Source organism: Streptomyces sp. NBC_00859, assembly GCF_045161865.1.
GTDB lineage: Bacteria > Actinomycetota > Actinomycetes > Streptomycetales > Streptomycetaceae > Streptomyces.
The window spans coordinates 3,719,333-3,741,640 of sequence record NZ_CP108826.1; the positions used below are offsets into that span (position 1 = coordinate 3,719,333).

Below are 22,308 nucleotides of genomic sequence, written 5' to 3' on the forward strand. Positions count from 1 at the left end.
TCATCTGCGGATACCGCCACTTCTGCTGTCCGGCCCGGGGGCCCGGCGTCACCGGGCCGCCCGGATCAGAGCAACGTCACTTGTTGATGCAGGTGTTGCCGAACGCCGGGTTCAGCAGACCGATGACGTTCACGGTGTTGCCGCAGACGTTGACCGGGATGTGGACGGGGACCTGGACCAGGTTGCCCGAAAGGACACCCGGCGAGCCCACGGCCGCACCCTCGGCGCCGGCGTCGGCGAACGCGGAACCGGCGGCGCCGCCGGCGGCGAGGCCAGCGGTGGCAAGGACGAGAGCTGCCTTCTTGGCAGTGTTCATGGGAGTTGCACCTTCTCTTCGATGTTGTGCCCCGATATCAGGACTCACTCGATTCGCAACGAACAACGGGGCCCTGCGACACGGCCGGCCGCTCCACGGAACCTGTTCGGCCCAACGGAGAACGGCTCCGCGCGCCGCGGCCGTCAACCCGCCCCACGGGCCCCCGCGACAAGAAGCCATATGAGTGAAGCGGCGGAACCAATCCACCATCCGGCAGTTGATCAGAGTGCTCCGGAAGCGGGCACTCGTGCGACAACAGAAGGACGCGAATATGATCAAGAAGGCTGTGGCCACTGCGGCGGCCACTCTCACGATGGCCGGCGCGGGCGCGATGATGGCGTCGCCGGCCATGGCTGCCGGTCATGACAGCGGCACCACCTCGCTGAGCGGAAACGGCGCCCAGCAGGCGTTCGGCAACTCCGCCACGTACGGCAACATGAGCCCGCAGATCGGTCTCATCCAGGGTTCGCTGAACAAGCCCTGCATCGCCCTGCCGGCCAAGGCCAACCTCGGCTCCCTCGTCGGCCTGGTCCCGATCTCCGTGCAGGACATCCCGATCCTCTCCTCGCCGCAGACGCAGCAGTGCACCGAGAACTCGACCCAGGCCAAGGGCGACGAGGCCCTGTCGCACCTCCTGGACAACATCCCGATCCTCTCGGGCAACGGCACGGCGAACGGCCGCTGATCACCGCCGCTCCTCCGACCTCCGGACGCTGATGTCCTGGTGGAGCAGTGAAGTGGCCCCGGTACAGCGCGAGCTGTCACCGGGGCCATTTCATGTCCGCTTCATGTCCGCCCGCCCCCGGTAGTCCCGGACACCTCACCCGCGCCGGAACAGGACGGCGCCACCGGGCACCCGCACCGGCGCCTCGGTGTAGCCGGGCAGCGGGACCGTCCGCTCCCCCCGCGTCTGCAGTCCGACACACTCCGCCGCGTGGGTCCCGGCGCCTTCGAGCAGCCGCTCCTCGTGGCCGGGGGCCCGCAGCCGTACGAACAGCCGCTCGCCCGGCGCGGTCACGGCGTCCCACAGCGCGTCGAGCCGTTGGCCCCCGCCGGGTCCGTACCCGTCCCCCAGCGCGTACGGCAGCACGGACCATCCGGGATCGCCCGCCGCGCACCGCAGCAGATGTTCGCGCCGCGCGGGCAGCACCTCGAACGACACGACGCGCCCGCGGTATCCGGCGCGGCGCAGCCCCGCCACGTACGCGCCGTCGTCCGCGCCCGCGTCCAGGAGGAGATCGACCTCGGCGTCGGCCAGCAGCTGGGCGAGCTCGCGGTACGGGCCGCGGCCCCGGTACAGCTCCCGCGCGGTGGCCCGCACGAAGCGCGAGTGCCCCCGCAGTCCCGCCAGCCCCCGCTGCCACCGGGCGCGCGACGGGCCGCCCGGAGCACTGCCCTGGATGAGGGCGAAGGCCGGGCCCACCGCGACGTACACCGCGGGGTGGACCGCGGCGAGGCGGGCGGCCGCGCTGTGCTGCCGGACGGTGTCGGGGCCGCCGATCCAGACCAGGCGGGCGCCGCTCTCCCGGATGCGGGCCACCGTCGCCGCCCATGTGCCGGAACCCGGGCCCCGGCCGGGCAGCGGCTCCGCGCCCGCGACGCGTGCGCCGGGGTAACGGACCAGCAGTTCAGCGGTCAGCCGCTCGCCGTCCGCCTCCCCCTCCACTCCGAGCAGATAGTGGCTCAGGCCCTCGCGCTGCCCGGCCCGGACCGTGTCGAGCAGCAGATCGGGGCCGTACACCCGCGCCACCGGCCGGCCGCCGGGCCGCGCGGCACGGGCCGGCCCCCCGCCGGCGGGGATGCCGAGTGCCGCAGCACGCAGCAGCCGCTGGAGTCCGGGACTGCGGTCGGCATCCCCGAGGGTGCCGGCCCGGCAGAGGTGGACGTCCGCCGCCGAGCCCGATGCCGCGAGGCGTACGAGTTCCCTCGCGGCCTCCGCGGGGGCGAGCGGGGTGAGCGGGATTCCGGCGCGGCGGACCCTGGGGCGCGGGACGCCGGCCGGAAGGCCGTGCTGGCTGTCGGTCCGGGGGATCGCCTGGCTCATGCGCCGCCCATCGGTTGCGGTATCGGGGTGATGCCACCGGGGCATCCCGCTCGAACGATCCACAAGCTAGTTCGTTATGCACCACTATGCGGTGACTAACACGATTGGACGGCAGACATCCGATGAGGAGACCCTGAGCGACGCAGATCACCGCCTGCTCAGGTACATCGCGGTGGGATAAGTGGGTACTCTCAGCACGGACTGCATTAAGTTACTGCTTAGTAATCACTTGAGCATCACTGTTACCACTGAATCCCCACCTCGCAGGCCCGAGGAGCCCTTATGCAACTCGCCGCGATCATTGTGTCGCTGGTACTCGCCGTGGTCGGTGTCGCGCTGTTCGCCCGAGCCATCGCCCAGATCTACCGCTCCCTGCGGGTCGGTCAGGACGTGCCCGCCGGCACCCGCACCGACGAACCCGTCCAGCGGACGATCACGGTGGTCAAGGAGTTCCTCGGCCACACCCGGATGAACCGCTGGGGCATCGTCGGCTTCGCGCACTGGTTCGTCGCGGTCGGGTTCTTCTCGCTCGTACTGACCCTGCTCAACGCCCTCGGCCAGCTCTTCAAGGCCGACTGGGTGCTCCCCGTCATCGGCCACTGGCTGCCGTACGAGATGTTCGTCGAGTTCATCGGCGTCATGACGACACTCGGCATCCTCACGCTGATCGTCATCCGCCAGCTCTCGAAGCCGGACCGGCCGGGCCGCAAGTCCCGGTTCGCGGGCTCCAACTTCGGCCAGGCGTACTTCGTCGAGGCCGTCATCCTCATCATCGGCCTGGCGATCTACTCGCTGCGCGGACTCGAGGGCGCACTGGCCGGCGTGCACGGCTACGACGCCGCGTACTTCCTCTCGTACCCGCTCGTCGCGGCGTTCCGCGGGGCCGACGTCTCCACGCTGCAGAACATGATCTACCTGACCGCGATGATCAAGATCGGGACGTCCTTCATCTGGATGATCGTGGTCGGGCTCAAGACGGACATGGGCGTCGCCTGGCACCGCTTCCTCGCCTTCCCCAACATCTGGTTCAAGCGCGACGCGCAGGGCGGTGTCGCGCTGGGCGCGCTGCTGCCGATGACCTCGGGCGGCAAGGAGATCGACTTCGAGGACCCGGGCGAGGACGACGTGTTCGGCGTCTCGCAGGTCGAGCACTTCTCCTGGAAGGGCCTGCTGGACTTCTCCACCTGCACGGAGTGCGGCCGCTGCCAGTCGCAGTGCCCGGCCTGGAACACCGGCAAGCCCCTCTCGCCGAAGCTCCTGATCATGTCGCTGCGCGACCACGCGCACGCCAAGGCGCCGTATCTGCTCGCCGGCGGCGGCAAGAACATGGAGGGCGAGGAGCAGGCCACCGAAGAGCAGCTCAAGGACGTCCCCGCCGCGGCTCTCGCCGAGGCCGAGCGCCCGCTGATCGGGACGCTCGAAGAGAACGGCGTGATCGACCCGGACGTGCTGTGGTCCTGCACCACCTGCGGTGCGTGTGTGGAGCAGTGCCCGGTGGACATCGAGCACATCGACCACATCGTCGACATGCGCCGCTACCAGGTGATGATCGAGTCCGCGTTCCCGTCGGAGGCGGGCACGATGCTCAAGAACCTGGAGAAGAAGGGCAACCCCTGGGGTCTTGCCAAGAAGCAGCGCGTCGAGTGGACCAAGGAGGTCGACTTCGAGGTCCCGATCGTCGGCAAGGACGTCGAGGACCTCACCGAGGTCGACTACCTGTACTGGGTCGGCTGCGCGGGCGCCCTGGAGGACCGGGCGAAGAAGACCACCAAGGCCTTCGCCGAGCTGCTGCACATCGCGGGCGTCAAGTTCGCGATCATGGGCGGCGACGAGAAGTGCACCGGTGACTCCGCCCGCCGCCTGGGTAACGAGCCGCTGTTCCAGCAGCTCGGCCAGGAGAACGTCGCGATGCTGAACATGGCGTACGGCGAGGATGACGAGGACGAGAGCACCAAGAAGGCAAAGGCGACGAAGAAGATCGTCGCGACCTGCCCGCACTGCTTCAACACCATCGCCAACGAGTACCCGCAGCTCGGCGGCGAGTACGAGGTCATCCACCACACCCAGCTGCTGCAGCACCTCATCGACGAGGGCAAGCTCATCCCCGTCACCCCGGTCGAGGGCCTGATCACGTACCACGACCCGTGCTACCTGGGCCGCCACAACAAGGTCTACACACCGCCGCGCGAGATCATCGCGAAGGTGCCGGGACTGCGGAGCGAGGAGATGCACCGGCACAAGGAGCGCGGCTTCTGCTGCGGGGCCGGCGGCGCGCGGATGTGGATGGAGGAGCGCATCGGCAAGCGCATCAACAACGAGCGTGTCGACGAGGCGCTCTCGCTCAACCCGGACATCGTCTCCACGGCCTGCCCGTTCTGCCTGGTGATGCTGACCGACTCGGTCAACGGCAAGAAGAACGACGGCAAGGCGAAGGAATCGCTCCAGGTCGTCGATGTCGCGCAGCTGCTGCTCGACTCGGTGAAGGTGCCTGCCGACCCGGCGGACGAAGCGGCCACCGAGGACGCTCCGGAGCCCGAACCGGCGAAGTAGCGGCATAGCGGAGCAGCCGTACACGGCAGGAGGGCCGGGAACGCCAGATGGCGTCCCGGCCCTCCTGCTTGCGTCATGCCTGCTTGCGTCACGCCTGCTTGCGTCACGCCTGCTTGCGTCACGCCTGCTGGTGCCGTGGCCTCTCCCGTGTCCGGCATTCACCACCACGCCACACCCGCATCACATTTCCCTCGCATCACGTACAACCATCAGCCCCCACCAGCGGTCTCCTCCCTGTCGAACATCCGTGCCCCCAGGGGCTATTGCCGCATTCCGGGCACGGGGTCCGCGCTCCATCCGACTCGGGTGCTCCCGCACCCCTGCATGGCGCAGGAGAAGAAGATCCGCATGCACAGACAGCTCCGCACCGCCCTCGCCACCGCCGCTGCCGCCGCCCTCACCGGCGGTCTGCTCGTGGCCGCCGCGAGCACCGCCACCGCGGCCACACCCTCGGGCACCCGGGGCGACTTCAACGGCGACGGCTACGGGGACGTGGCGGTGACTGCCCCGCTCGCCACCGTGAACGGCAAGTCGGGCGCGGGCTCCGTCTCCATCCTGTACGGCTCCAAGTCCGGCGCGGGCGCCGCCAAGGTCCAGACGGTCAGCCAGGACAGCGCCGGTGTCCCCGGCGCCGCCGAGAAGGACGACACCTTCGGCGGCATGGCCGCAGCCGGTGACTTCAACGGCGACGGGTACGCGGACCTGGCGGTCGGCTCGTACAAGGAGGACGTGGGCTCGGACGCCGACGGCGGCACGGTGACCATCCTCTGGGGATCGGGCGGCGGCCTCTCCGGCGGCACCAACGTCAAGGACCCGTCGGCCGGCAGCCACGACTACTTCGGCACGATGGTGGCGGCGGGCGACTACAACGGCGACGGCCGGGCCGACCTCGCCATCGCCTCCGACCTGAACGTCATCGACATCTACCGCGGCGGTTTCACCAAGACCGGCGGCACCGGCGGCCACTACACCGTCACCGCACCGGTGCAGAGGATCCCGGGCGCGGACTTCCGGAACCTCATCCCCGGCGACGTCAACCACGACGGCCGCACGGATCTCATCGCCGACGGGTTCGAGGCCGACAGCCAGGAGGGGTGGAACGCCAACTACTACCTTCCCGGCAGCGCGTCCGGGGTGACGAGCACCGGCGCCCAGAAGCTTCCGGCGGGCCTCGTCTCCGACGTCGGTGACGTCAACGGCGACGGCTACGGCGACATCGTGATCGGCGCCCAGTGGGACGACGAGATCGCCGGTGCGCACAAGGGCGGCGTCGTGAAGGTCGTCTACGGCACGTCGGGCGGCCCCGACGGCGGCCAGGACTCGCTCAACCAGGACTCCCCGGGTGTGCCGGGGGCGGGCGAGAAGGACGACGCGTTCGGCTACGAGCTCTCCCTCGGCGACATCAACGGTGACGGGATGGACGACCTCGTCGTCGGCGCCCCGGGCGAGGACCTCAACGGCATCGCCGACGCCGGGATGGTGACCGTCCTCTACGGCTCCACCAGCGGCTTCGCCACCACCGGTGCCCAGGCCCTCGCCCAGGACACCCCCGGCGTCCCGGGCGACAACGAGAAGGGCGACGGCTTCGGCGCCGAGGTCTACCTCTCCGACACCAACAACGACGGCAAGGCGGACCTGACGGTCGGCACCCCGTTCGAGAACAACGGCGACGGGTACACCGTGACGTTCGACTCGGACGGTACGAAGCTGGTCGCCACCGGCCAGGGCTACGGCCTGACCGCCACCAAGATCTCCGCGGCGGGCACTCCTCACCTGGGTTACGGAATGACGGGCTGACCCCGCGGCGGGCCACCGCCCGTCCACGGCTCACCGCCCGTCCAGAACCACCGCCCGTCCAGGGCCACCGCCGGCCACTCCGGCCGGGCTGCGGCACCGGCCCCCCAGCCGGCCCCCCGGGTGTTCCCCTAGGGGATGTCACAGCTCGGCCGCAAAGCCCGCCCTGTCCTCCCAGGTCCGGCACCACACCCTCCGGAAGCGGGTACGTTCGAAAGCGTGGCTGGATTCAGGATCGGACGCGGCCGGGACAACCGCACGTCGCAACAGAACCCGCAGCGGCAGCAGCCGCGGGGACCGCAGCAGCAGCCGTACGGCAGGCAGGCACCGCCTCCGCCGTACGGCGGCGCAGCTGCGCCGCAGCAGCGCGCGCAGCAGCAGCACCAGTGGCCCCCGCAGGCACAGCAGCCGTACGGGGAGCCGGAGTACTTCGGCGACCCCTACCAGGGCCGGCAGGGCGGGCAGCAGCACTACCAGGGGCAGCAGGCCCCGTACGGCGGGCCGCCCGCGGACCCGTACGCGAACAGTGCGGACAACCCCGGTCATACACAGGCCTTCAGCATCGGCGAGGACCCGTACGGCGACGGCAACACCTACCGGGCCGGGCAGACGGCGGCCCCGCCCTCCGGGCCGCGCCTGCAGTGGAAGGAGCTGCTGCGCGGCATCGTGATGCGGCCGGGGCCGACCTTCTGGCAGATGCGCGACCACAAGGTGTGGGGCCCGGCGCTGACCGTCACGTTCATCTACGGGCTGCTCGTGCTCTTCGGCTTCGACCAGGCCCGTGAGGACGCCGTCCACGCGACGCTCTCCAACGCCGTCCCGTACGTCCTGACGACCGGCGTCGCCTTCGTCATCGGCGGCCTGATCCTGGGCGCGGTGACCCATACGCTGGCCCGGCAGCTCGGCGGCGACGGAGCGTGGCAGCCGACCGTGGGCCTGTCCATGCTGATCATGTCGATCACGGACGCGCCGCGGCTGCTCTTCGCCTTCTTCCTGGGCGGTGAGAACGGCCTCGTCCAGGTGCTCGGCTGGGTGACCTGGATCGCTGCGGGCGCGCTGTTCACGTCCATGGTGAGCAAGTCGCACGACCTGCCCTGGCCGAAGGCGCTGGCCGCCTCGTCGATCCAGCTGATCGCCCTGCTGTCGCTGCTGAAGCTCGGCACGCTCTGACACGCTGACGCGCCCTCGCGGTGCGACTGAGGCCACCCGGTGTCGAACCGGGTGGCCTCAGTGCTGTGCGGGGCTGTTCAGGAGCTGGAGCCGGCCCGTCCGAAGAACTCGATCTCGGCGATGGAGACCTGCTTCTTCGCCGATGTGCCGTAGGCGGTGCGCAGGATGAAGCGGACCGAGGAGACCGTTCCGACGCGGAAGTCGAGACGCTGGGCTCCGCTGCCCTGGTCGAGGTTGAGATGCCGCTCGATCATCTTGCCGTTCGACTGGGTGATGACCGCGTCGAGGCGGTGCGGCCTGGCGGCGTGCGACAGGTCGCTCGCCTGGACCGAGATGCCGGGGGTGATGACGACATCGAGCAGCCGGACCGGGTCCTGGAAGCTGGCCTGGATCCACTCGCCCCGGCCGTCCTGCGAGACTCCGGGCTCCCAGAAGGTGTTGTTGAGCTCGTCGAAGGCCTTCTGCGGGCTGTGGTCGGGGAAGGAACGGGACGCGCGGTAGCCGTCGGGCGTGATGGGGTGGCGCGTGGCGAAGTGGTCGCCGATCGCGTGGACCGCCGATCCGATGTTGAGCGCACCGATGATGAGGAGCGTGAGGGCCACCGCGCCCGCCACCCACTTCAGGATCTGGCCGATCCCGCGGCGCAGCCTGGGACGGTCACCGGCCCACGGCACCTCCCGGTTCCCGGCGCGCAGCCTGCGCCACCAGGGGAGCCTGGCCGGGTCCTCGGGGCGGCCCGCCATGGTCATGCCGCAGCGGCGGCAGAAGTGGCGGTCGGGCCGGTTGCCGGTGGCGCACCACGGGCAGGCGTAGCCGCCGTCGCCGTCGGGCTCGGCGGCCGGTCCCTGGACGAGCGGACGCGAGGCGGCGGGACGGCCGGGCAGCACGGGAGCGACCGACGGAGCGTCCGGGGCACGCCGTTCCGGATCGGCGACGGGGACGAGCAGGGCTCGGGCCCGGTCGGTTGCGGCAGCCGCCGAAGCGGCCCGCGCCTCCTCGGCCTCCTGAGCGGCCCGCGCCGCCTCGCGCTCCCGGGCGGCCCGCTCGGCCTCGCTGTCCCGGGGAGGGGGCGGATTCCAGCCGGCGACGGGCGGGCCGGGGTGGGCCGTGCCGGGGTCGGCCGCCGGAGAATCCGGGCCCGCGCCCGGGTCCGTGGCATACGGGTTGGCGCCGAACTGGCCTGCGGCGCCACCGAACTGGCCTGTGCCGCCGTACGGGCCTGTGCCGCCGTACGGGCCAGTGCCGCCGTACGGGCCAGTGCCGCCGTACGGGCCAGTGCCGCCGTACGGGCCCTCGCTGCGCGGAGCTGGGCGTTCCGCTTCCGGGGCCGGTCCCGAGGGGGCTTCCGGCGCAGCGGGCGCCGTGCCACCGGGGCGGCCGGTGCCGGGTGCGGCGGTGCCGCTCCGGTCGGCGTCGCCGCGCGGCGTGTCACGCGCCGCCGGGCCGCCCTCGCTCCGCACCGCCGGGACCGGCACCGTGCTGGGCTCGTCGTCGGTGAGCGGGCCCCGGTCACCCGGCGACCGGTCGGGGGCCTCGGCTGCGGGGGCCGATTCGCCCGGGGACCAGCTGAGGACGGCGCCGCAGCCCTCGCAGAACGAGTGTCCTGGCGTCGTGGGGGTACCGCACTCGGCGCATGTACGGGTCCGCTCCCGCATCCGTCCCGGGTCGGCGCCTGGGGGCTGAGTGGTCATTTGCCGGGGGTCCTTTCGGCCGCGGTCACCTGGACCGTGAAGGGCATATGGGCGGGGCGGGCTGCCTCGACGAGGCTCTCCAGACGGTGCTGGTCGCCGGGGGCCGGATCGGACAGCGCCACCGTCACGTGCAGGCGCGGGCGTCGGTCGCCGGGGACGGGGCCGAGCGGTCTGGCGTCCCAGTCGGCCGCTCCGCTCTCGGTGATCTCGGGGTCGACGCCGAAGGTCAGCCGGACCGCCTCGGCGAGACCTCGCCGAGTACCCCGGATGCGGTGCAGGTGCGCGGCGGCGGCGACGGAAGCCCGGAGCGCGGCTTCGCCCTCCGGACCGCCCGTACGGTCGGCGCCGTCCGTCTCGGCGCCGACCCACTCCGCGAGCCAGCGGGTGAAGTCGACAGGCGCCAGCGACGGGGTGAAGTAGGAGTCCAGACAGTCGAGCACGTTGTGGATCGGCGCGAGCACCTCGTCGAGCCCCGCGACGAAGCGCTGCGCGAGCTCGTCGTCGGCGAAGACCGCGGGGAGCATGAGGCCCAGTGGTGCCGATGAGCCGAGACCGTCGACGGAGCCCCTCACGATCCGTCCCCGATGACCCGGACCCGGTGGTCGAACGAGAAGACCAGGGCCGGAGGTGCCAGGTCGATCCGCTCGGTCGCGTCGCCGCGCTTGCCGGTCAGCGGGTCGGCGGGGTGCAGCAGCACCTCGTCGACGAGCTCCACACCGGGTACCCGCTGGAGGACCGCGAAGACCTCACCGGACTGCACCGGGCGCCCGAACGGCCACCCCGTGCCGTGGGCGCCGCCGGTCAGCGGGTCGAGGTGGCGGTAGAGCGCCTCGTGCGCCTGTCGCCTGACCTTGTCGGTGTCGGCGCCGCGGAACGCGTGCAGTGTCGCGACGACGGTGACGCCCTGGTAGTACGGCGGGCCCACGGCCAGCCGGGTGCCGAGCAGCCGCCGCTCGTCGAGGTAGCGGGTGATCCGCTCCAGCAGCGTGTCGCCGGGGACGAGTTGCTCGAAACGCAGCCAGCCGCCCGGGTCCGGCACCGCCTGCGGCACGACAAGGACCCGTACGGCGTGGGCGCCGTGCTCGTCGGAGTCGCCTTCGAGGCAGGTGATGCGGGCGGTCTCGGGAGCGGCCCGCCGGGCCAGCTCCTCGTAGTCGCGCAGGGTCACCGCACGGTCCTGGGCGCGCAGCGTGATCGGCGCGCGCGCCTTGGCCTCGGCGACGGTCTCCCCGTCGACTCCGCCCCTGGCCGCCTCGCGGTTGACGACCTCGGAGACGTACGGGACGGAGTTGCGCAGCACCTGCACGGCGCCACGGGCCACGTTGCCGGCCCGTCCGCCGCCGGTCCGGTAGCTGCGGGCACGGATGACAGCGCCCTTGGGCGGCACCGCGCCGTACTGGCGCATGGTGCCGTCGGGTTCGCGCACGGAGGGGCCGAAGGCTATCTCGCCGGTGGCCGCGTCGAGGGTGAGGTGCCGGTCGTCGGCGCCGGACGCGGCGAAGTGCGGGACGACGTGCCAGTCGGTCCAGCCGTCGCGTTCGGCGATCTGGAGATTCAGCGGCGGTACGTCACCGACGACCGGGGCGGCGGCGAGCCGCAGCCGCTGGCCGGGCAGTCCCGTGGACTCCCCCAGCGCCTCGTCGCGCACGGTCTCGGCGTGCACGGCTCCGGTGGTGCCCCCGATGGTGAACGCCTCGGCGGACCGCACGGTGGGCGACGTCGTGTAGAAGGGCTGCCCCGGGGCCGCCTCGGTGACCCGGCAGCGCAGCCAGCCCGCCTCGCGGCGGCCGGTGCGGGACCGGGTGTGGCCGCCGGGGACGTGCAGAACGACCTCGCCGGGGCGGTTGAGGCCACCGGTGCCGTCCCGGTCCACCTCGCACACGGTCCAGCCGTCCTCCGTCCACGCCTCCCAGACCAGCGGCGGCTGCCGGGGGTCGACACCGACACCGTCGACGCGGCTGTCGAGTGTCAGCGCCACGGCGCAGTGCGGGACGGCAGCCGTGAGCCCGAACATCAGGCAGTCGCCGGGCCGCGGCGACTCGGAGAAGCAGAGCAGGTCCTTGCCCTCGGCCAGCTCGGACGTACGGTCGGCGGCAGTCTCACCGCTGCGCTGCACCACTAGGTACGCCAACTCGCTGGAGTACACCGTGAGTTCACGCTCGGTGGCGAAGACGACCGCCTCCTCGCTCTCGGTGCGGGAGGTGGCGACCTCGGTGCCCACGGGCAGCCGGACCGCCTCGTCCAGCGGCGCCGACAGCCAGAAGGTGACGTCGGTGCGCGCCGCCGACGGGGGGAAGAGCGTGATCCCGATGAGGTCGAGGAAGGCGAGGTGGTTCTTCTCGGGTACGCGGTTGAGCCGGTAGACGATCTGGTCGGCCATGTGCGCGACCGTCTCGACGAGCGTGACACCGGGGTCGGACACGTTGTGGTCCGTCCACTCCGGGGCGCGCTGCTGGATGTAGCGCTTGGCGTCGTCGACGAACTGCTGGAAGCGGCGGTCGTCGAGGTGGGGAGAGGGCAGTGCCATCAGCGTTCGCTTTCGGGGGCCGGTCCCGCGTCCGAGGACGGCTCGTCGTGGGAGGGAATGACGTAGAACGGGAAGACCAGGCTGCGCGGGTTGTTGGTGCCGCGGATCGAGTAGCGGACGTCGATGAAGAGCACGCCCTGCTCTTCCCCGGCGCTCACTTCCACGTCCTCGACCTCGATGCGCGGCTCCCAGCGGTCGAGGCTCGCGTACACCTCGTGCTGGATACGGCCGGCCGTCGCCTCGTTCACCGGGGCGAAGACCATGTCGTGGATGGCGCAGCCGAAGTCGGGGCGCATCGGCCGTTCGCCCGGCGCGGTGGCGAGGACGAGCCGGATGGCCTCCTCGACCTCGCGCTCCCCGCTGACCATGGCGATGCCACCGGTGGGGCTTATACGGAGGGGGAACGCCCAGCCGGTGCCGACGAATTGCTCTGCCATGTCAGACCACCGGCAAGTCGTTGGCGGTGACGACACCCATCAGCGCGACGCTGACAGCCTTGATGCCGATGTTCGCGACCGCGTTGAGCTGGATGCTGCCGACGGCGTCGATGGTCGCCAGGCCGCCTACGTTCATGCCCAGTTCGCCACCCGCCTCCATGTTGAGCGCACCGGCGGCCTTGGCATTGATGACCGAACCCGTCAGGTCGAGCATCCCACCGCTCATGATCGAGATCTTGCCGCCCGCCTTCAACGAGAGGTCCTTGCCCGCCTCGACGGACACCGACCGGGTGCCCTTGATGGTGACGGAACCCTTGCTGTCGACGGTGATCTCGGTCTTGGTGCGGTCCAGGTTGATGGTCAGCCGGTCGTCGCCGCTGCTGATGCGGACCCCGCGTTTGCCGCCGGTCCGCTGGTCGAGCAGGTCGACCCGGTTGTTGCTGCGGTCGGCCAGCGTGTGACGGGTGGCCCGGCCGCTGGTGCGGTCGTAGGGCTGGACGTCGTTGGTGCCCGGCTTGTCCTTGCCGTTGTAGAGGCCGCCGATCACGAACGGGTGGTCCAGGGCGCCGCGGTCGAAGGCCACCAGCACCTCGTCCCCGGCGTCGGGCGCGATGATGCCGCCGCCCTTCGAGCCGCCGAACTGCACGGTACGGGTCCAGTCGCTGGTGTACATGTCGTCCAGCCACGGGAAACGCAGCTTGACGCGGCCCTGCTTCAGCGGGTCCTTGATGTCGGTGACCAGCGCGTTGGCGACGCTGGGCAGCCGGACGGACGGGCTCGCCCCGCCCGACGTGAGCCCGTACAGCGAACGCCACTGACGGCCGCTGACCGTCAGGAACGTCTCGTAGTGCCGTCCGCCGCCGAACGAGTGGCGGGCGGCCGTCACCGTGTACTTGCCCTCGAACGGGTCGCCGACGTCGGCGAGCGCGACCGGGACGCCGGGCCGCAGCTTGGGGTTGCCGCGGACCGTCACCTCGAGCTCGGCGAAGGCGGCCGTGACGTCGTCGGCCAGCGCCGAAGCGGCGTTCTTCACCTCGCTCTGCTTGTCGTACGGGGTCTCCGTCTCGACAATCGTCGCGGGCCCGAACTTGCTGCTGGCCTTCGCGGGCGTGGTGCCGATGGAGATCCCCGGATTCGAGGTGGCGGGCGACTTGCCGACGAGGTCGCGCTTGGCCGTCACGTCCCAGCCCCGCGCCTCGACGTTGGCCACCTGGTCGGCGGATGTGACAGCGGCGCGGCAGCGCAGGATGTCGACCCCGGCCTCCAGGACGTACGGGCTCTTCTCGCTCGGCGTACTCACCGGCGGGGCGCCGGACGCCCGTTCGGCCTTCACGAACTGGAACTCGCCTTCGGAGTCGACGGACAGCACCCGCTCGTTCTCGTCCGCCAGCCGGCACAGGAAGTCCCAGTCGGTGACGTTGGCCTGGGTGATGTACTCGTAGACGCCCCTCGTCGCGTCGATCTTGCCGATCTTCAGCTTGTCCTGGCCCGCCAGCTTGCGGGCGATGTCGGACGCCGTCATGTTGCGGTACGCGATCACCCGCCGCTGCCGCAGCATGCGGTGGCCGCCGTCGTAACCGCGGATGACCGTCGTGGTCCCGGTGCCGTCGTAGTCGATCTCCAGGCCGGTGATCTCACCCGTGATCAGCGGGGACTGGGCGCCCTGGCCGTCGGCCACCGGCGCGACGACCACCTTCTTGCCGATGTCGGCCCCCGAGTCGGCGATCACCTTCTTCTTGGGGTCCCGGAAAGTGAGCTGGAAGGCGCCGGGCACACCGGCGCCGAAGTCGATCCAGCCCGCGACGAGCAGCGAGGCCAGCTCCTTGTTCAACGGCGCCCCGCCGATGGTGACATGGAGGACGTTGGAGTAACCGATCTTGGTCATCAGTGACCGACCTCTTCGGCGGCAGGGAGCATGAGTTCGGTCCCCGGGCTCAGCTGCGCCGGGTCGTCGATGCCGTTGGCCTCGGCGATCGTGCGCCAGACAGTGGCGTCACCGTACTCGCGCCAGGCGAGGAACTGGAGCGAGTCACCGGCGACGACCCGGTGCACCCGGCGTGCGGTGAGCGCGCCCGACGTGGGGTTCTGACCGGCGGTCTTGCTCGGGATCTCGTGCAGATGCACCTGGCAGGTGGCCCGGATCGGGACGCCCGTCGTACTGAACAGGCTGTACGTGGCGTCCACCGAGCTGACGTAGGCGGTGAAGCGCGCGGTCGAGAACGCACCCCACTGGAAGACCACCCACGGGGTCGACGGCTGCTTCGCCGCGATGCTCGCCGATGTCACCTCGCAGCAGGAGAAGAGCGCTTCGACGTTCTTCCGCACGTCATTGCTGTCCGGCTCGTCGGAGCTGTCCAGGAACACCTCGACGGTCATCTCCCGGGGCTCCGGGCCCAGGAACTCCGGGACGGCCCCGTCCCGCACCGCAGCCGTGGGTGTGGTCTTCCACTGGGCGCGGCGGCTCAGCGCCAGCTGGGACGGGTTGAAGTCGAAGTTGAACGTGCGGATCAGCCCGCCGGGCGTGGTGCTGTAGCCGACGGGCGGCTGGTGGATGGCGAGCGTGGCACGCACCAGGCTCTTGCCCGCGCCGCCCTTGCCGCCGCCCTTGCCGCCTCTGCCTCCGGTCATCGCCATCTGCGAGGCCCCCTAGTCCGTGAATCCGTGGTGGGTGATCTCCAGGGTCTCGGTGGCCACCGCGGGGCTCGACGGGTTCAGCGAAGGACCGCGCCAGCTCACCGGCAGCACATCGATCAGCCCCCAGCGGGCGACCAGCGAACCGTCGGCCCGCAGCGCGGAGATCTGCGCGGTGGGCCGGGTGACCCCGGTGGTGATGGACGAGATCCACGCCGCGACCTTCGCCGTGTCCGGCGTGAGCGGGCGGGTCAGTGTGATGTTGGAGAACGTGACCCGGGACGGCAGCTGCCAGACGAAGCCGTTGTTGCCGCCCTCCTGCCGCTGCTCGATCTCCACCTGGGAGGAGAGCCCTTCACAGCCGTTGAACGTGCCCAGGCTCTCTCCGTCGATGGACAGGCTGAAGAAGATGGTGGAGCCGGGATCCTGGTCCTGGGGCATCGGGTGCGGCTTTCCTTCCTGCGGGTCGGTGCGGGTGGTGCGTCTCGCGGTGGTGCTGTGGTGCATTCTGCTGTGGTGCGCGTTCGCGCCGGTGCGGTGGGCGGGCCGGTGGTGGGGGCCGCACCTCGCGGCAGCCGTGGTGGTCCCGGTCAGCGCCGCGGGTCCCGGAGTCTGCCGATCCGTTCGCGGTCCATGCGCAGCTCCGTCCTCAGCAGCCGGGTGAGCGGGCCGACCAGCCGGTGGGTGAGCTCGTCCACCTGACCGTCCGAGAGATCCCGGGCGTCGAACCTGGGCGCGGCCTCCTCCGTCGAACCGTCGCAGCGCGGCCCGTTGTTGAGGTTCGGGGCCACCGCACTGTACGGCGGGGGGCTCTCCGCGCTCTCGGTGTACGGGGGCGGCGGAGCGCCTCCACCGTTGCCTGCGCCGCTCCCCGTGCCCTGGGCCGTGACAGTGACGGCCGAGAGCTGCGGCGGCGCGGGCGTGGCCGGCTTGAGCAGCGAGGGGGCCTTCGGCGCCCGCGCCGGTGTACCGGGCGCCCGCTGTACGGGCAGCGCGGAGGGTGCGGGCGCGGCAGCCGTCCGGCCGAGGGTGACAACCGGGGCGGCCGGGCCCCCTGTGGTGTCCGTTCCGACGGCGCCGGTGCCAGGAGCGGCCGCCGGTACCGACGGGGCACCAGCCGCGGGCCGCGCGGTACTGACTGCGGTACTGCCCGCGGGCCGGGACGGCGCGGTGAGCGCGATGGGTGCGTGCCGCACGGCGGGCCCGGTCACCGGACCTGCCGGCAGCGCGGCCTGCGCCGTGACCGCACGCTGCACGGGCAGGGGCGCAAAGGCCTCGGCGACGCCGCTGAACCGTTGGCCGTCGACCCCGCGGCGCACCGGAGCACCGCCCTGGCCCACCGCCGCCGGGCCCTGCGGGGCGGGCGCGGGGCCGGACACACGCTGAAGGGTCAGCGGGGCGGGCAGCACAGCGGGCTGCTGGGCGGCCGGACCACCCGGCACAGCGCCCGGAGGCACCGGCCCGGCAGCGGCGGACGGAGCGAACGGAGCGGACTGTACGGGTCGCGCCACCGGGGCCGTACCGGTCGCACCGGCCGACCGGGCGGGCTCTCCGGCCCCGGGGAGCGACACGGCACGGCGCTGGACCACCGGACCGCCCGCGGTGGAACTGCCTGCTGCCGGAACGCCCGATGGGGAACTGCCGGTTGTGGAACTGCCCTGTGCGCCAAGGCCCGTTGGGGAATTCCCGGGTGCGGGAGCCCGGTTCGCCTCCGGTGCGGCGTGCCGTACGACGGGCACGGCGGGCACGGCGGGCACGGCGGGCACGGCGGGCACGGCGGGCACGGCGGGCACGGCGGGCACGGCGGGCACGGCGGGCACGGCGGGCACGGCGGGCACGGCGGAACGCTGGACCACGGCCGCGTCCGGAGAGTTCCGCTGCCCGGCAGCCGACGGCGCCAACGGCGACCGCACCGCGCGCGCCGGGGCCAGGGGGCGCGCGGCGGCGGGCGCGCTGGAGGGCCGCCGCTCGGACGGTGCACGGGTGGCGGGCGCCGCGCTGCCCGGTGCGCGCTGCACGCTCGGGCCGTCGGGCGCTGCGGCATCGCTGCCGCCGACCGGAGCCGGCGGTCCCGCCGCGTCAGTACGGCGAACCGGGGCAGCCGTCGGCGCGGCCCCCGACGGGGACTTCGCGTGCGACGGTGCGAGGCCCGCGTCCGGGCCGGTGACACTCCCCGAGGTACTGGCCGCAGGGCCAGTTGCCTGAGCCGCGGATGTGGCCGACCGCTGCACGGGGGCCTGGGCGGCCTTGCCGATCGGAACGCCTCCGGGCTTGCGCTGCACCGGAGTCGCGGCCTTCACCTCTGCCCCGACCGGGCGCGCCCCCGCGGGCGGCGTAGCCAGCGGTGCACCGAGGAGCGGCCTGCGACGGGGGGCGGGCGCCGGAGGAGCCGGAGTACCGGCCCCGCTGGTTCCCGTTCCGGTCGTACGCCTCTGTACCGGGGCAGCCGGAGGCTGCCCCGGAGACGGAGCGTGAGAAGGGGAGGACGAGGAAGGTGAGGAAGGTGAGGAAGAAGCACCCGGAGTGGCCTGGCCGGACGGGCCGTTCCCGGGCTGCGCCGCAGCGCCGGACGGCGCGCCTCCGGGCTGCGATATCCCCGCACCTGAGGCCGAGTCGGTCCGCTCGCCGGATACCGGCGAGCGCTGCACCCCCGGAGCCGCCGCGGGGGGCCCGAGCCTGCTGGGACGCACGGGCTGCGGCGCTGCGGCCGGTCCGGCACCGGTCGGCGTCGCACCGCCCCGCGTCGGTTCACCGAGCCCGGCCGCCCGGCCTGGTCCCTGTGCGGCCCTGCGCTGCACGGAAGCCGTACCGGTCCGCACCGCGCGCTCAGGCGTCATGGACCGCTGAACCGCGGGCCGTGGGGCGGTCTCGCCGGCCGCGGAACTTCCGGCGGCGGGGCTCGCGACCCCGGAATTCGTCGTCCGGGAACTGTCCGCGGCAGGGCTCCCGGCTGCGGGTCGCCCGCTCGCGGAAGGCCCGGACGCCCCGTCGGCGCCCTCACGTTCGGCAGCCGGCGGCGCAGGAGCCGCGCCGGACCCTCCCGGAACACTCGCCCCGGACCCACCGGTCGCCGCAGGCACGCTCCGCTGAACCGGGCCTCCGGCGACCGGACCCACCGGCCCGGCAGGCAGCGCGGATGCCGAGGGCGGTACGGGCGCGACCGCGGGACGCGATGCCGGACCGGACGGCGGCGCGGCCGGAGACACCTCGGCGGAACGGGAGGCAGGACCGGGAGCGGAAGGTGCGCCCCCGGCAGCCGGCTTGGACGACTTCGACAGCTGTACGGGGGTCCGCGGCGGGCTGGACGGCCCGGACGCACCCGTCGGCCGCCGCACCGGAGCGGGCGCCGGCGCGCTCCCCTGCGCAGGACCGGAAGCGGCAGGACCGGAAGCGGCAGGTCCTGAAGCAGCGGGGCCGGACCCTCCACGCGGGGGCTCGGCCGAGGCGGCTGAACGCTGCACCGGGCGCGCGCCGGGCCCCGCCCCCCGCAGCGGAGCGGTGGCAGCAGAGGTGGACGGCCCCGCCGGGGCCGGGGAGGAGGGAACCGGAGGCACCGGAGCGGGAGACGTCGGGGGTGCCGAAGAGGCCCGGGACGAAGACGCCGGAGCCGAAGTCGGGTGAGCCGGAGATTCCGCCTCCCTTGCGGGAGGCTCACCCGCCTGTGCCGGACGTACCGACGCGGGCAGGACCCGCCGCTGCACAGCGGCCGGAGCAGCCGCCGTGGTCAGCGCTGCCCGGCGGCTCGCTTCCTGCCGTACGGGCGCGACGCGGGGACCGGCCGGGCGCGCGGCGGCGACCGCCCGCTGGACCGGCGAGTCGGGCAGCGGGGCAGGGCCCCGTGCCATGGCACCGTCCGCCGCTCCCGCTTCGTCGTCCACCACGGCGACCGGCAGCGACAGCGCGGGCAGCCCGAAGCCGGCCCCGGAGGGAGCGGCGGCGGGTGTCAGCGCATCCCGGAGCAGCCCGCCGGGCGCGCCGTCGAGCACGGCGTGCGAGAGCGACCCGGAGAAGGAGGGGTTCTGCCAAGTGGCCAGCCGTGAACCGAAGTCGGCGGTGGCCACCGCGTGCCCTGCCGGCCGGACGGACGCCCGCTGGATCGCGGGCAGACCGTTCCAGTCCCGCCCGGAAGCCGCGGCAGCCGTTTCCGGCGCCGCAGGTGCGACCGCGGGGGCAGAAGGTGGAGGTGTGGTGCGGACAGGCGCGTCCGGGCCCGTGTCCGTACGGCCCCGGAGCCGATCGAGGAATCCCATGACGGTGCTCCCGCCCCCTTACCGCTCAGCCGACGCGCGGGTCACGAGCTCGGCGATCTGCTCGGCGTACCGACGACGGTCACGGTGTTCGAGGTCCAGGATGTCCTCCAGGCTCCAGTGGAAGTGGTAGGCGATGTACGCGATCTCCTCGTGGACACGTTCGGTCGCGTACGTCACGATTCCCCCAGGCGGCTCCCGCCGAGTTCGACCTCGAACGGCTGCTCACAGTGCGGACAGGTCACCCCGGCCCTGGTGTGGCCCTCGGCGTTGACCTGACGGTAGAAGTCCTGCAGGAAGGCCAGGTCGGAGGCGAACATGTTCTCCACCACGCCGTCGTGCATGTGCGCCACACTGCCCAGCCGGGTGATGACCCGGCCGAGCAGGACGACCGACAGGTACGCGGGGTTCTCCTGCACCCGGATGTCCCGCAGCGGAATCAGCTCGTCCCGTGCGGTGGCCAGGCGCATGACGCCCTCGCGGTGCACGGTCCCCGCTTCGTCCACGTAGCCGCGCGGCAGCTCGAACGCGAACTCGGTGCGCAACTCCCGTCGTACCGGCGCTGGTTCGGCCGGGGCCGCGACCGGGACGGTCTCCTCGGGGGTCACCGCGGCGGCGGCGGCCGGTGCGGGCTGGGCAACTGCTCCCCTGCGCATTACTCCATGATCATTTCTTCGTAGGTGATCGTGACGGTCTCGGTGAGGGCCGAGGCTTCGCCCGCCTTCACCGTGCTGGCCGAGACCTTGCTGCACCAGGCGTTGCGGAGGTGGTAACGCTTCACCGGCGCGTTCTGGTAGTCCATCACGATGATGGAGGCGTTCTTGCGGGCCGAGCCCATGTCGCCGCGTACGGAGGCGTTGATCCAGTCGTTGAAGGACTTGGACTGGGTCATACCGCGGACGACCGTGGCCTCCCCGGCCTTCTTGACGCCGGGCAGCTTCTTGGTGATGGGCTGGCCGTTCGCCGAGACCTGCTGGAACTCGATGACGTCCTGCGTCATGTCCAGGCCGTTGACCTCCTGGAGGTACTCGACCATGACGCCGTCGATCTGGAGGCCGAAATTGTGTGAAGTGAGCGAATCGCCGGGCATGAGGCTCATGGACGCTGTTCCTTCTGTTCGCGCTGTCCGTGGTGTCGGTAGTGCCGGTGGTGCCGGTACCGGGGCCGCCCGCACGAGCCATGCTGGCCCCGGCGGACGGACACCCGGTGGTGCGCGGGCCGGACCCGGCGGCCAGGTCCTGGCCGCCGGGTCCGGAGCGCTGCTACTCCTCCAGCTCTCCGCCACCGCTGGAGAACTGGGCCAGCCTGAAGATCACGAACTCGGCCGGCTTGACCGGTGAGACACCGATCTCGCAGATGACCCGGCCGAGGTCCACCGACTCCGGCGGGTTGGTCTCGGCGTCGCACTTCACGTAGTAGGCGTCCTCCGGCGTGGCGCCGAAGAGAGCGCCGTTGCGCCACTCCGTCACCATGAACGCGGAGATGTTACGCCGGATCCGGGCCCACAGGGCCTGGTCGTTCGGCTCGAAGACGACCCACTGGGTGCCGGTGAGGATCGACTCTTCCAGGTAGTTGAAGTACCGGCGGACGTTCAGGTAGCGCCAGGCCGGGTCGGAGGAGAGGGTGCGCGCTCCCCAGATCCGGATACCGCGGCCCGGGAAGGCCCGGATGCAGTTGATGCCCAGCGGGTTCAGCAGGTCCTGCTCACCGCGGGTGATCTGCATCTCCAGGTCCACGGCGCCGCGTACGACCTCGTTGGCCGGCGCCTTGTGCACACCGCGCTCGAAGTCGTTACGGGCCCAGATACCGGAGACGTGACCGCTCGGCGGGATCAGCCGGGTCTGGCCGCCCGCCGGGTCGAAGACCTTGATCCACGGGTAGTACAGGGCCGCGTACTTGGAGTCGTAACCCGCGGTCTCCTGGCGCCAGACCCGGATCTGACGGGCATTCAGGCCGGGCGGCGGGTCGATGACGGCCAGCCGGTCGCCCATCAGCTCGCAGTGGGCGATCAGACCGAGCTGGACGGCCTTGACGGCCTCCAGGTCGATGGCACCGCGCTGGTAGGCGGCCATCAGGTCGGGGACCGCGACCATCGAGATCTCGTCGACCGCCTCAAGACCGCCGAAGCCGGTCCGGTCGGCGGAGTCACCGAGGTAGTCGCCGATCCGCACCTGATCGGTCTGCTGCTGCTCGACGGGGGCCGGAGTGGCCGGCGCCGCGGGCGGCGCGGCGAGCGCGACCGTCTGGTTCTCCGGCCTGGCGACCTGCGCGGCAGCCGCGTCCTCCTGCAGGAGGATCAGCTTCGAGCGCTCCTTGACCTGCGTGACAACGTAGTTGCGGTTGCCCTTCTTGGCCGATACGTCGAAGGTCTCCGCGACCTTCTCGCCGTCCTTGACGACCAGCTTGAAGCGGTCCGCGGGACCCTCGGAGTCCGCGACCTCGACGCTGATGGAACCGCTCTCACCCGGCGCGATCGCCGACACCGCGAAGGTGCCGAGCTGCTTCGGCTCGCCGGGCGGCAGTGCGGCCGGCGCACGCCGGCCGGTGACGGCAGCGGGACTCTGCTCCTCGTCGCCGGGGATTCCACCGGGGACTCCGCCGACGCGGACCACATAGGCGGCCGAGCCGCCGTTGTTGAAGAAACCGTAGACCGAGTGCGCCAGGTAGTAACCGTCGGTGAACTCACCGAACGAAGCGACGTACTGCGTCCAGTTCGTCACCAGCGTCGGCTCGTTGAGCGGCCCGACGGGCGCGAGACCGACAAAGGCGGCGACCGAGGTGCCCACACCCTCGATCGGACGGGAGCCGCTGGCCACCTCCTCCACGTACACACCTGGTGACAGGTAAGACGGCATGCTCAGCTCTCCTCGGGGTACGAGATACGACCTGCCTTCCACCCTG

The 22,308-nt window shown here is 72.0% G+C and carries 19 protein-coding genes; 5 read left to right on the plus strand and 14 right to left on the minus strand.

All coding sequences use genetic code 11. From position 1 onward, the window contains the following. Positions 1-76: 76 nt before the first annotated feature. Positions 77-316 (minus strand): chaplin, encoded by a 240-nt coding sequence (locus OG584_RS15980; protein ID WP_405778504.1) that lies wholly within the window; start codon positions 314-316, stop codon positions 77-79. A 271-nt stretch (positions 317-587) separates the two neighbouring features. Here OG584_RS15980 and OG584_RS15985 point away from each other — a divergent pair, with 271 nt between their 5' ends. Continuing rightward, positions 588-1,001 (plus strand): rodlin, encoded by a 414-nt coding sequence (locus OG584_RS15985; RefSeq protein ID WP_405778505.1) that lies wholly within the window; start codon positions 588-590, stop codon positions 999-1,001. 135 nt (positions 1,002-1,136) lie between these two features. Here the strand turns inward: OG584_RS15985 and OG584_RS15990 are convergent, their stop codons facing one another. Next, positions 1,137-2,360, minus strand: a complete 1,224-nt coding sequence (locus OG584_RS15990) for a WecB/TagA/CpsF family glycosyltransferase (RefSeq protein ID WP_405778506.1) — start codon at positions 2,358-2,360, stop codon at positions 1,137-1,139. A gap of 282 nt (positions 2,361-2,642) precedes the next feature. Between OG584_RS15990 and OG584_RS15995 the strand changes: the two genes are divergently transcribed. The 3 genes from OG584_RS15995 to OG584_RS16005 all read left to right on the plus strand — a co-directional run bounded on the left by OG584_RS15995 (position 2,643) and on the right by OG584_RS16005 (position 7,874). Then, positions 2,643-4,910 carry a (Fe-S)-binding protein gene (locus OG584_RS15995; RefSeq protein ID WP_405778507.1) on the plus strand — a complete coding sequence of 756 codons (2,268 nt, stop codon included), beginning with the start codon at positions 2,643-2,645 and terminating at the stop codon, positions 4,908-4,910. Between the two features lie 348 nt (positions 4,911-5,258). Continuing rightward, complete coding sequence (locus OG584_RS16000) at positions 5,259-6,707, plus strand: FG-GAP-like repeat-containing protein (protein ID WP_405778508.1); 1,449 nt, start codon at positions 5,259-5,261, stop codon at positions 6,705-6,707. Between the two features lie 216 nt (positions 6,708-6,923). Beyond that, positions 6,924-7,874: a Yip1 family protein gene (locus OG584_RS16005; RefSeq protein ID WP_405778509.1), complete on the plus strand. Its 951-nt coding sequence runs from the start codon at positions 6,924-6,926 to the stop codon at positions 7,872-7,874. Between the two features lie 77 nt (positions 7,875-7,951). Here OG584_RS16005 and OG584_RS16010 read toward each other — a convergent pair whose 3' ends face one another. The 8 genes from OG584_RS16010 to OG584_RS16045 all read right to left on the minus strand — a co-directional run bounded on the left by OG584_RS16010 (position 7,952) and on the right by OG584_RS16045 (position 16,539). Next, positions 7,952-9,565, minus strand: a complete 1,614-nt coding sequence (locus tag OG584_RS16010) for an NADase-type glycan-binding domain-containing protein (protein ID WP_405778510.1) — start codon at positions 9,563-9,565, stop codon at positions 7,952-7,954. After that, positions 9,562-10,137 carry a phage tail protein gene (locus tag OG584_RS16015; RefSeq protein WP_405778511.1) on the minus strand — a complete coding sequence of 192 codons (576 nt, stop codon included), beginning with the start codon at positions 10,135-10,137 and terminating at the stop codon, positions 9,562-9,564. Before OG584_RS16015 ends, OG584_RS16010 begins: the two co-directional genes overlap by 4 nt. Then, entirely contained in the window at positions 10,134-12,092 is a 1,959-nt protein-coding gene (locus tag OG584_RS16020) for a putative baseplate assembly protein (RefSeq protein ID WP_405778512.1), read from the minus strand. The genes OG584_RS16015 and OG584_RS16020 overlap by 4 nt, the downstream gene beginning before the upstream one ends. After that, positions 12,092-12,529 (minus strand): GPW/gp25 family protein, encoded by a 438-nt coding sequence (locus OG584_RS16025; protein WP_405778513.1) that lies wholly within the window; start codon positions 12,527-12,529, stop codon positions 12,092-12,094. Before OG584_RS16025 ends, OG584_RS16020 begins: the two co-directional genes overlap by 1 nt. Position 12,530: 1 nt before the next feature. Continuing rightward, a complete protein-coding gene (locus OG584_RS16030) occupies positions 12,531-14,414 on the minus strand; it encodes a VgrG-related protein (protein WP_405778514.1) in 1,884 nt (627 codons plus the stop codon). Further along, on the minus strand, positions 14,414-15,163 hold the full coding sequence (locus OG584_RS16035) for a LysM peptidoglycan-binding domain-containing protein (RefSeq protein ID WP_405778515.1): 750 nt from the start codon (positions 15,161-15,163) through the stop codon (positions 14,414-14,416). The genes OG584_RS16030 and OG584_RS16035 overlap by 1 nt, the downstream gene beginning before the upstream one ends. Positions 15,164-15,175: 12 nt before the next feature. Then, positions 15,176-15,601: a phage tail protein gene (locus tag OG584_RS16040; protein WP_405784100.1), complete on the minus strand. Its 426-nt coding sequence runs from the start codon at positions 15,599-15,601 to the stop codon at positions 15,176-15,178. 149 nt (positions 15,602-15,750) lie between these two features. Beyond that, the gene (locus OG584_RS16045; RefSeq protein ID WP_405778516.1) at positions 15,751-16,539 is read right to left on the minus strand and encodes a hypothetical protein; all 789 of its coding nucleotides are present in this window, start codon (positions 16,537-16,539) and stop codon (positions 15,751-15,753) included. Between the two features lie 268 nt (positions 16,540-16,807). Here OG584_RS16045 and OG584_RS16050 point away from each other — a divergent pair, with 268 nt between their 5' ends. Then, complete coding sequence (locus OG584_RS16050) at positions 16,808-17,365, plus strand: hypothetical protein (protein WP_405778517.1); 558 nt, start codon at positions 16,808-16,810, stop codon at positions 17,363-17,365. A gap of 2,063 nt (positions 17,366-19,428) precedes the next feature. On the opposite strand, the gene OG584_RS16055 is transcribed toward OG584_RS16050, so the two are convergent. From OG584_RS16055 to OG584_RS16070, 4 genes are all read right to left on the minus strand, one after another. Further along, complete coding sequence (locus OG584_RS16055; protein ID WP_405778518.1) at positions 19,429-19,587, minus strand: DUF6760 family protein; 159 nt, start codon at positions 19,585-19,587, stop codon at positions 19,429-19,431. Next, positions 19,584-20,063, minus strand: a complete 480-nt coding sequence (locus tag OG584_RS16060) for a hypothetical protein (protein ID WP_405778519.1) — start codon at positions 20,061-20,063, stop codon at positions 19,584-19,586. Before OG584_RS16060 ends, OG584_RS16055 begins: the two co-directional genes overlap by 4 nt. Beyond that, complete coding sequence (locus tag OG584_RS16065) at positions 20,063-20,506, minus strand: phage tail protein (RefSeq protein WP_405778520.1); 444 nt, start codon at positions 20,504-20,506, stop codon at positions 20,063-20,065. Before OG584_RS16065 ends, OG584_RS16060 begins: the two co-directional genes overlap by 1 nt. Before the next feature lie 163 nt (positions 20,507-20,669). Continuing rightward, positions 20,670-22,262: a phage tail sheath family protein gene (locus tag OG584_RS16070; RefSeq protein WP_405778521.1), complete on the minus strand. Its 1,593-nt coding sequence runs from the start codon at positions 22,260-22,262 to the stop codon at positions 20,670-20,672. Positions 22,263-22,308: the final 46 nt, after the last annotated feature.

Excerpts from the sequence above, each read along its gene's own strand:
- OG584_RS15995 (WP_405778507.1), top strand. The coding sequence starts at position 2,643 with ATGCAACTCGCCGCGATCATTGTGTCGCTGGTACTCGCCGTGGTCGGT.
- OG584_RS16070 (WP_405778521.1), bottom strand. The coding sequence starts at position 22,262 with ATGCCGTCTTACCTGTCACCAGGTGTGTACGTGGAGGAGGTGGCCAGC.
- OG584_RS15990 (WP_405778506.1), bottom strand. The coding sequence starts at position 2,360 with ATGAGCCAGGCGATCCCCCGGACCGACAGCCAGCACGGCCTTCCGGCC.
- OG584_RS15980 (WP_405778504.1), bottom strand. The coding sequence starts at position 316 with ATGAACACTGCCAAGAAGGCAGCTCTCGTCCTTGCCACCGCTGGCCTC.
- OG584_RS16030 (WP_405778514.1), bottom strand. The coding sequence starts at position 14,414 with ATGACCAAGATCGGTTACTCCAACGTCCTCCATGTCACCATCGGCGGG.
- OG584_RS15985 (WP_405778505.1), top strand. The coding sequence starts at position 588 with ATGATCAAGAAGGCTGTGGCCACTGCGGCGGCCACTCTCACGATGGCC.
- OG584_RS16020 (WP_405778512.1), bottom strand. The coding sequence starts at position 12,092 with ATGGCACTGCCCTCTCCCCACCTCGACGACCGCCGCTTCCAGCAGTTC.
- OG584_RS16040 (WP_405784100.1), bottom strand. The coding sequence starts at position 15,601 with ATGCCCCAGGACCAGGATCCCGGCTCCACCATCTTCTTCAGCCTGTCC.
- OG584_RS16000 (WP_405778508.1), top strand. The coding sequence starts at position 5,259 with ATGCACAGACAGCTCCGCACCGCCCTCGCCACCGCCGCTGCCGCCGCC.
- OG584_RS16060 (WP_405778519.1), bottom strand. The coding sequence starts at position 20,063 with ATGCGCAGGGGAGCAGTTGCCCAGCCCGCACCGGCCGCCGCCGCCGCG.
- OG584_RS16025 (WP_405778513.1), bottom strand. The coding sequence starts at position 12,529 with ATGGCAGAGCAATTCGTCGGCACCGGCTGGGCGTTCCCCCTCCGTATA.
- OG584_RS16065 (WP_405778520.1), bottom strand. The coding sequence starts at position 20,506 with ATGAGCCTCATGCCCGGCGATTCGCTCACTTCACACAATTTCGGCCTC.
- OG584_RS16010 (WP_405778510.1), bottom strand. The coding sequence starts at position 9,565 with ATGACCACTCAGCCCCCAGGCGCCGACCCGGGACGGATGCGGGAGCGG.
- OG584_RS16035 (WP_405778515.1), bottom strand. The coding sequence starts at position 15,163 with ATGGCGATGACCGGAGGCAGAGGCGGCAAGGGCGGCGGCAAGGGCGGC.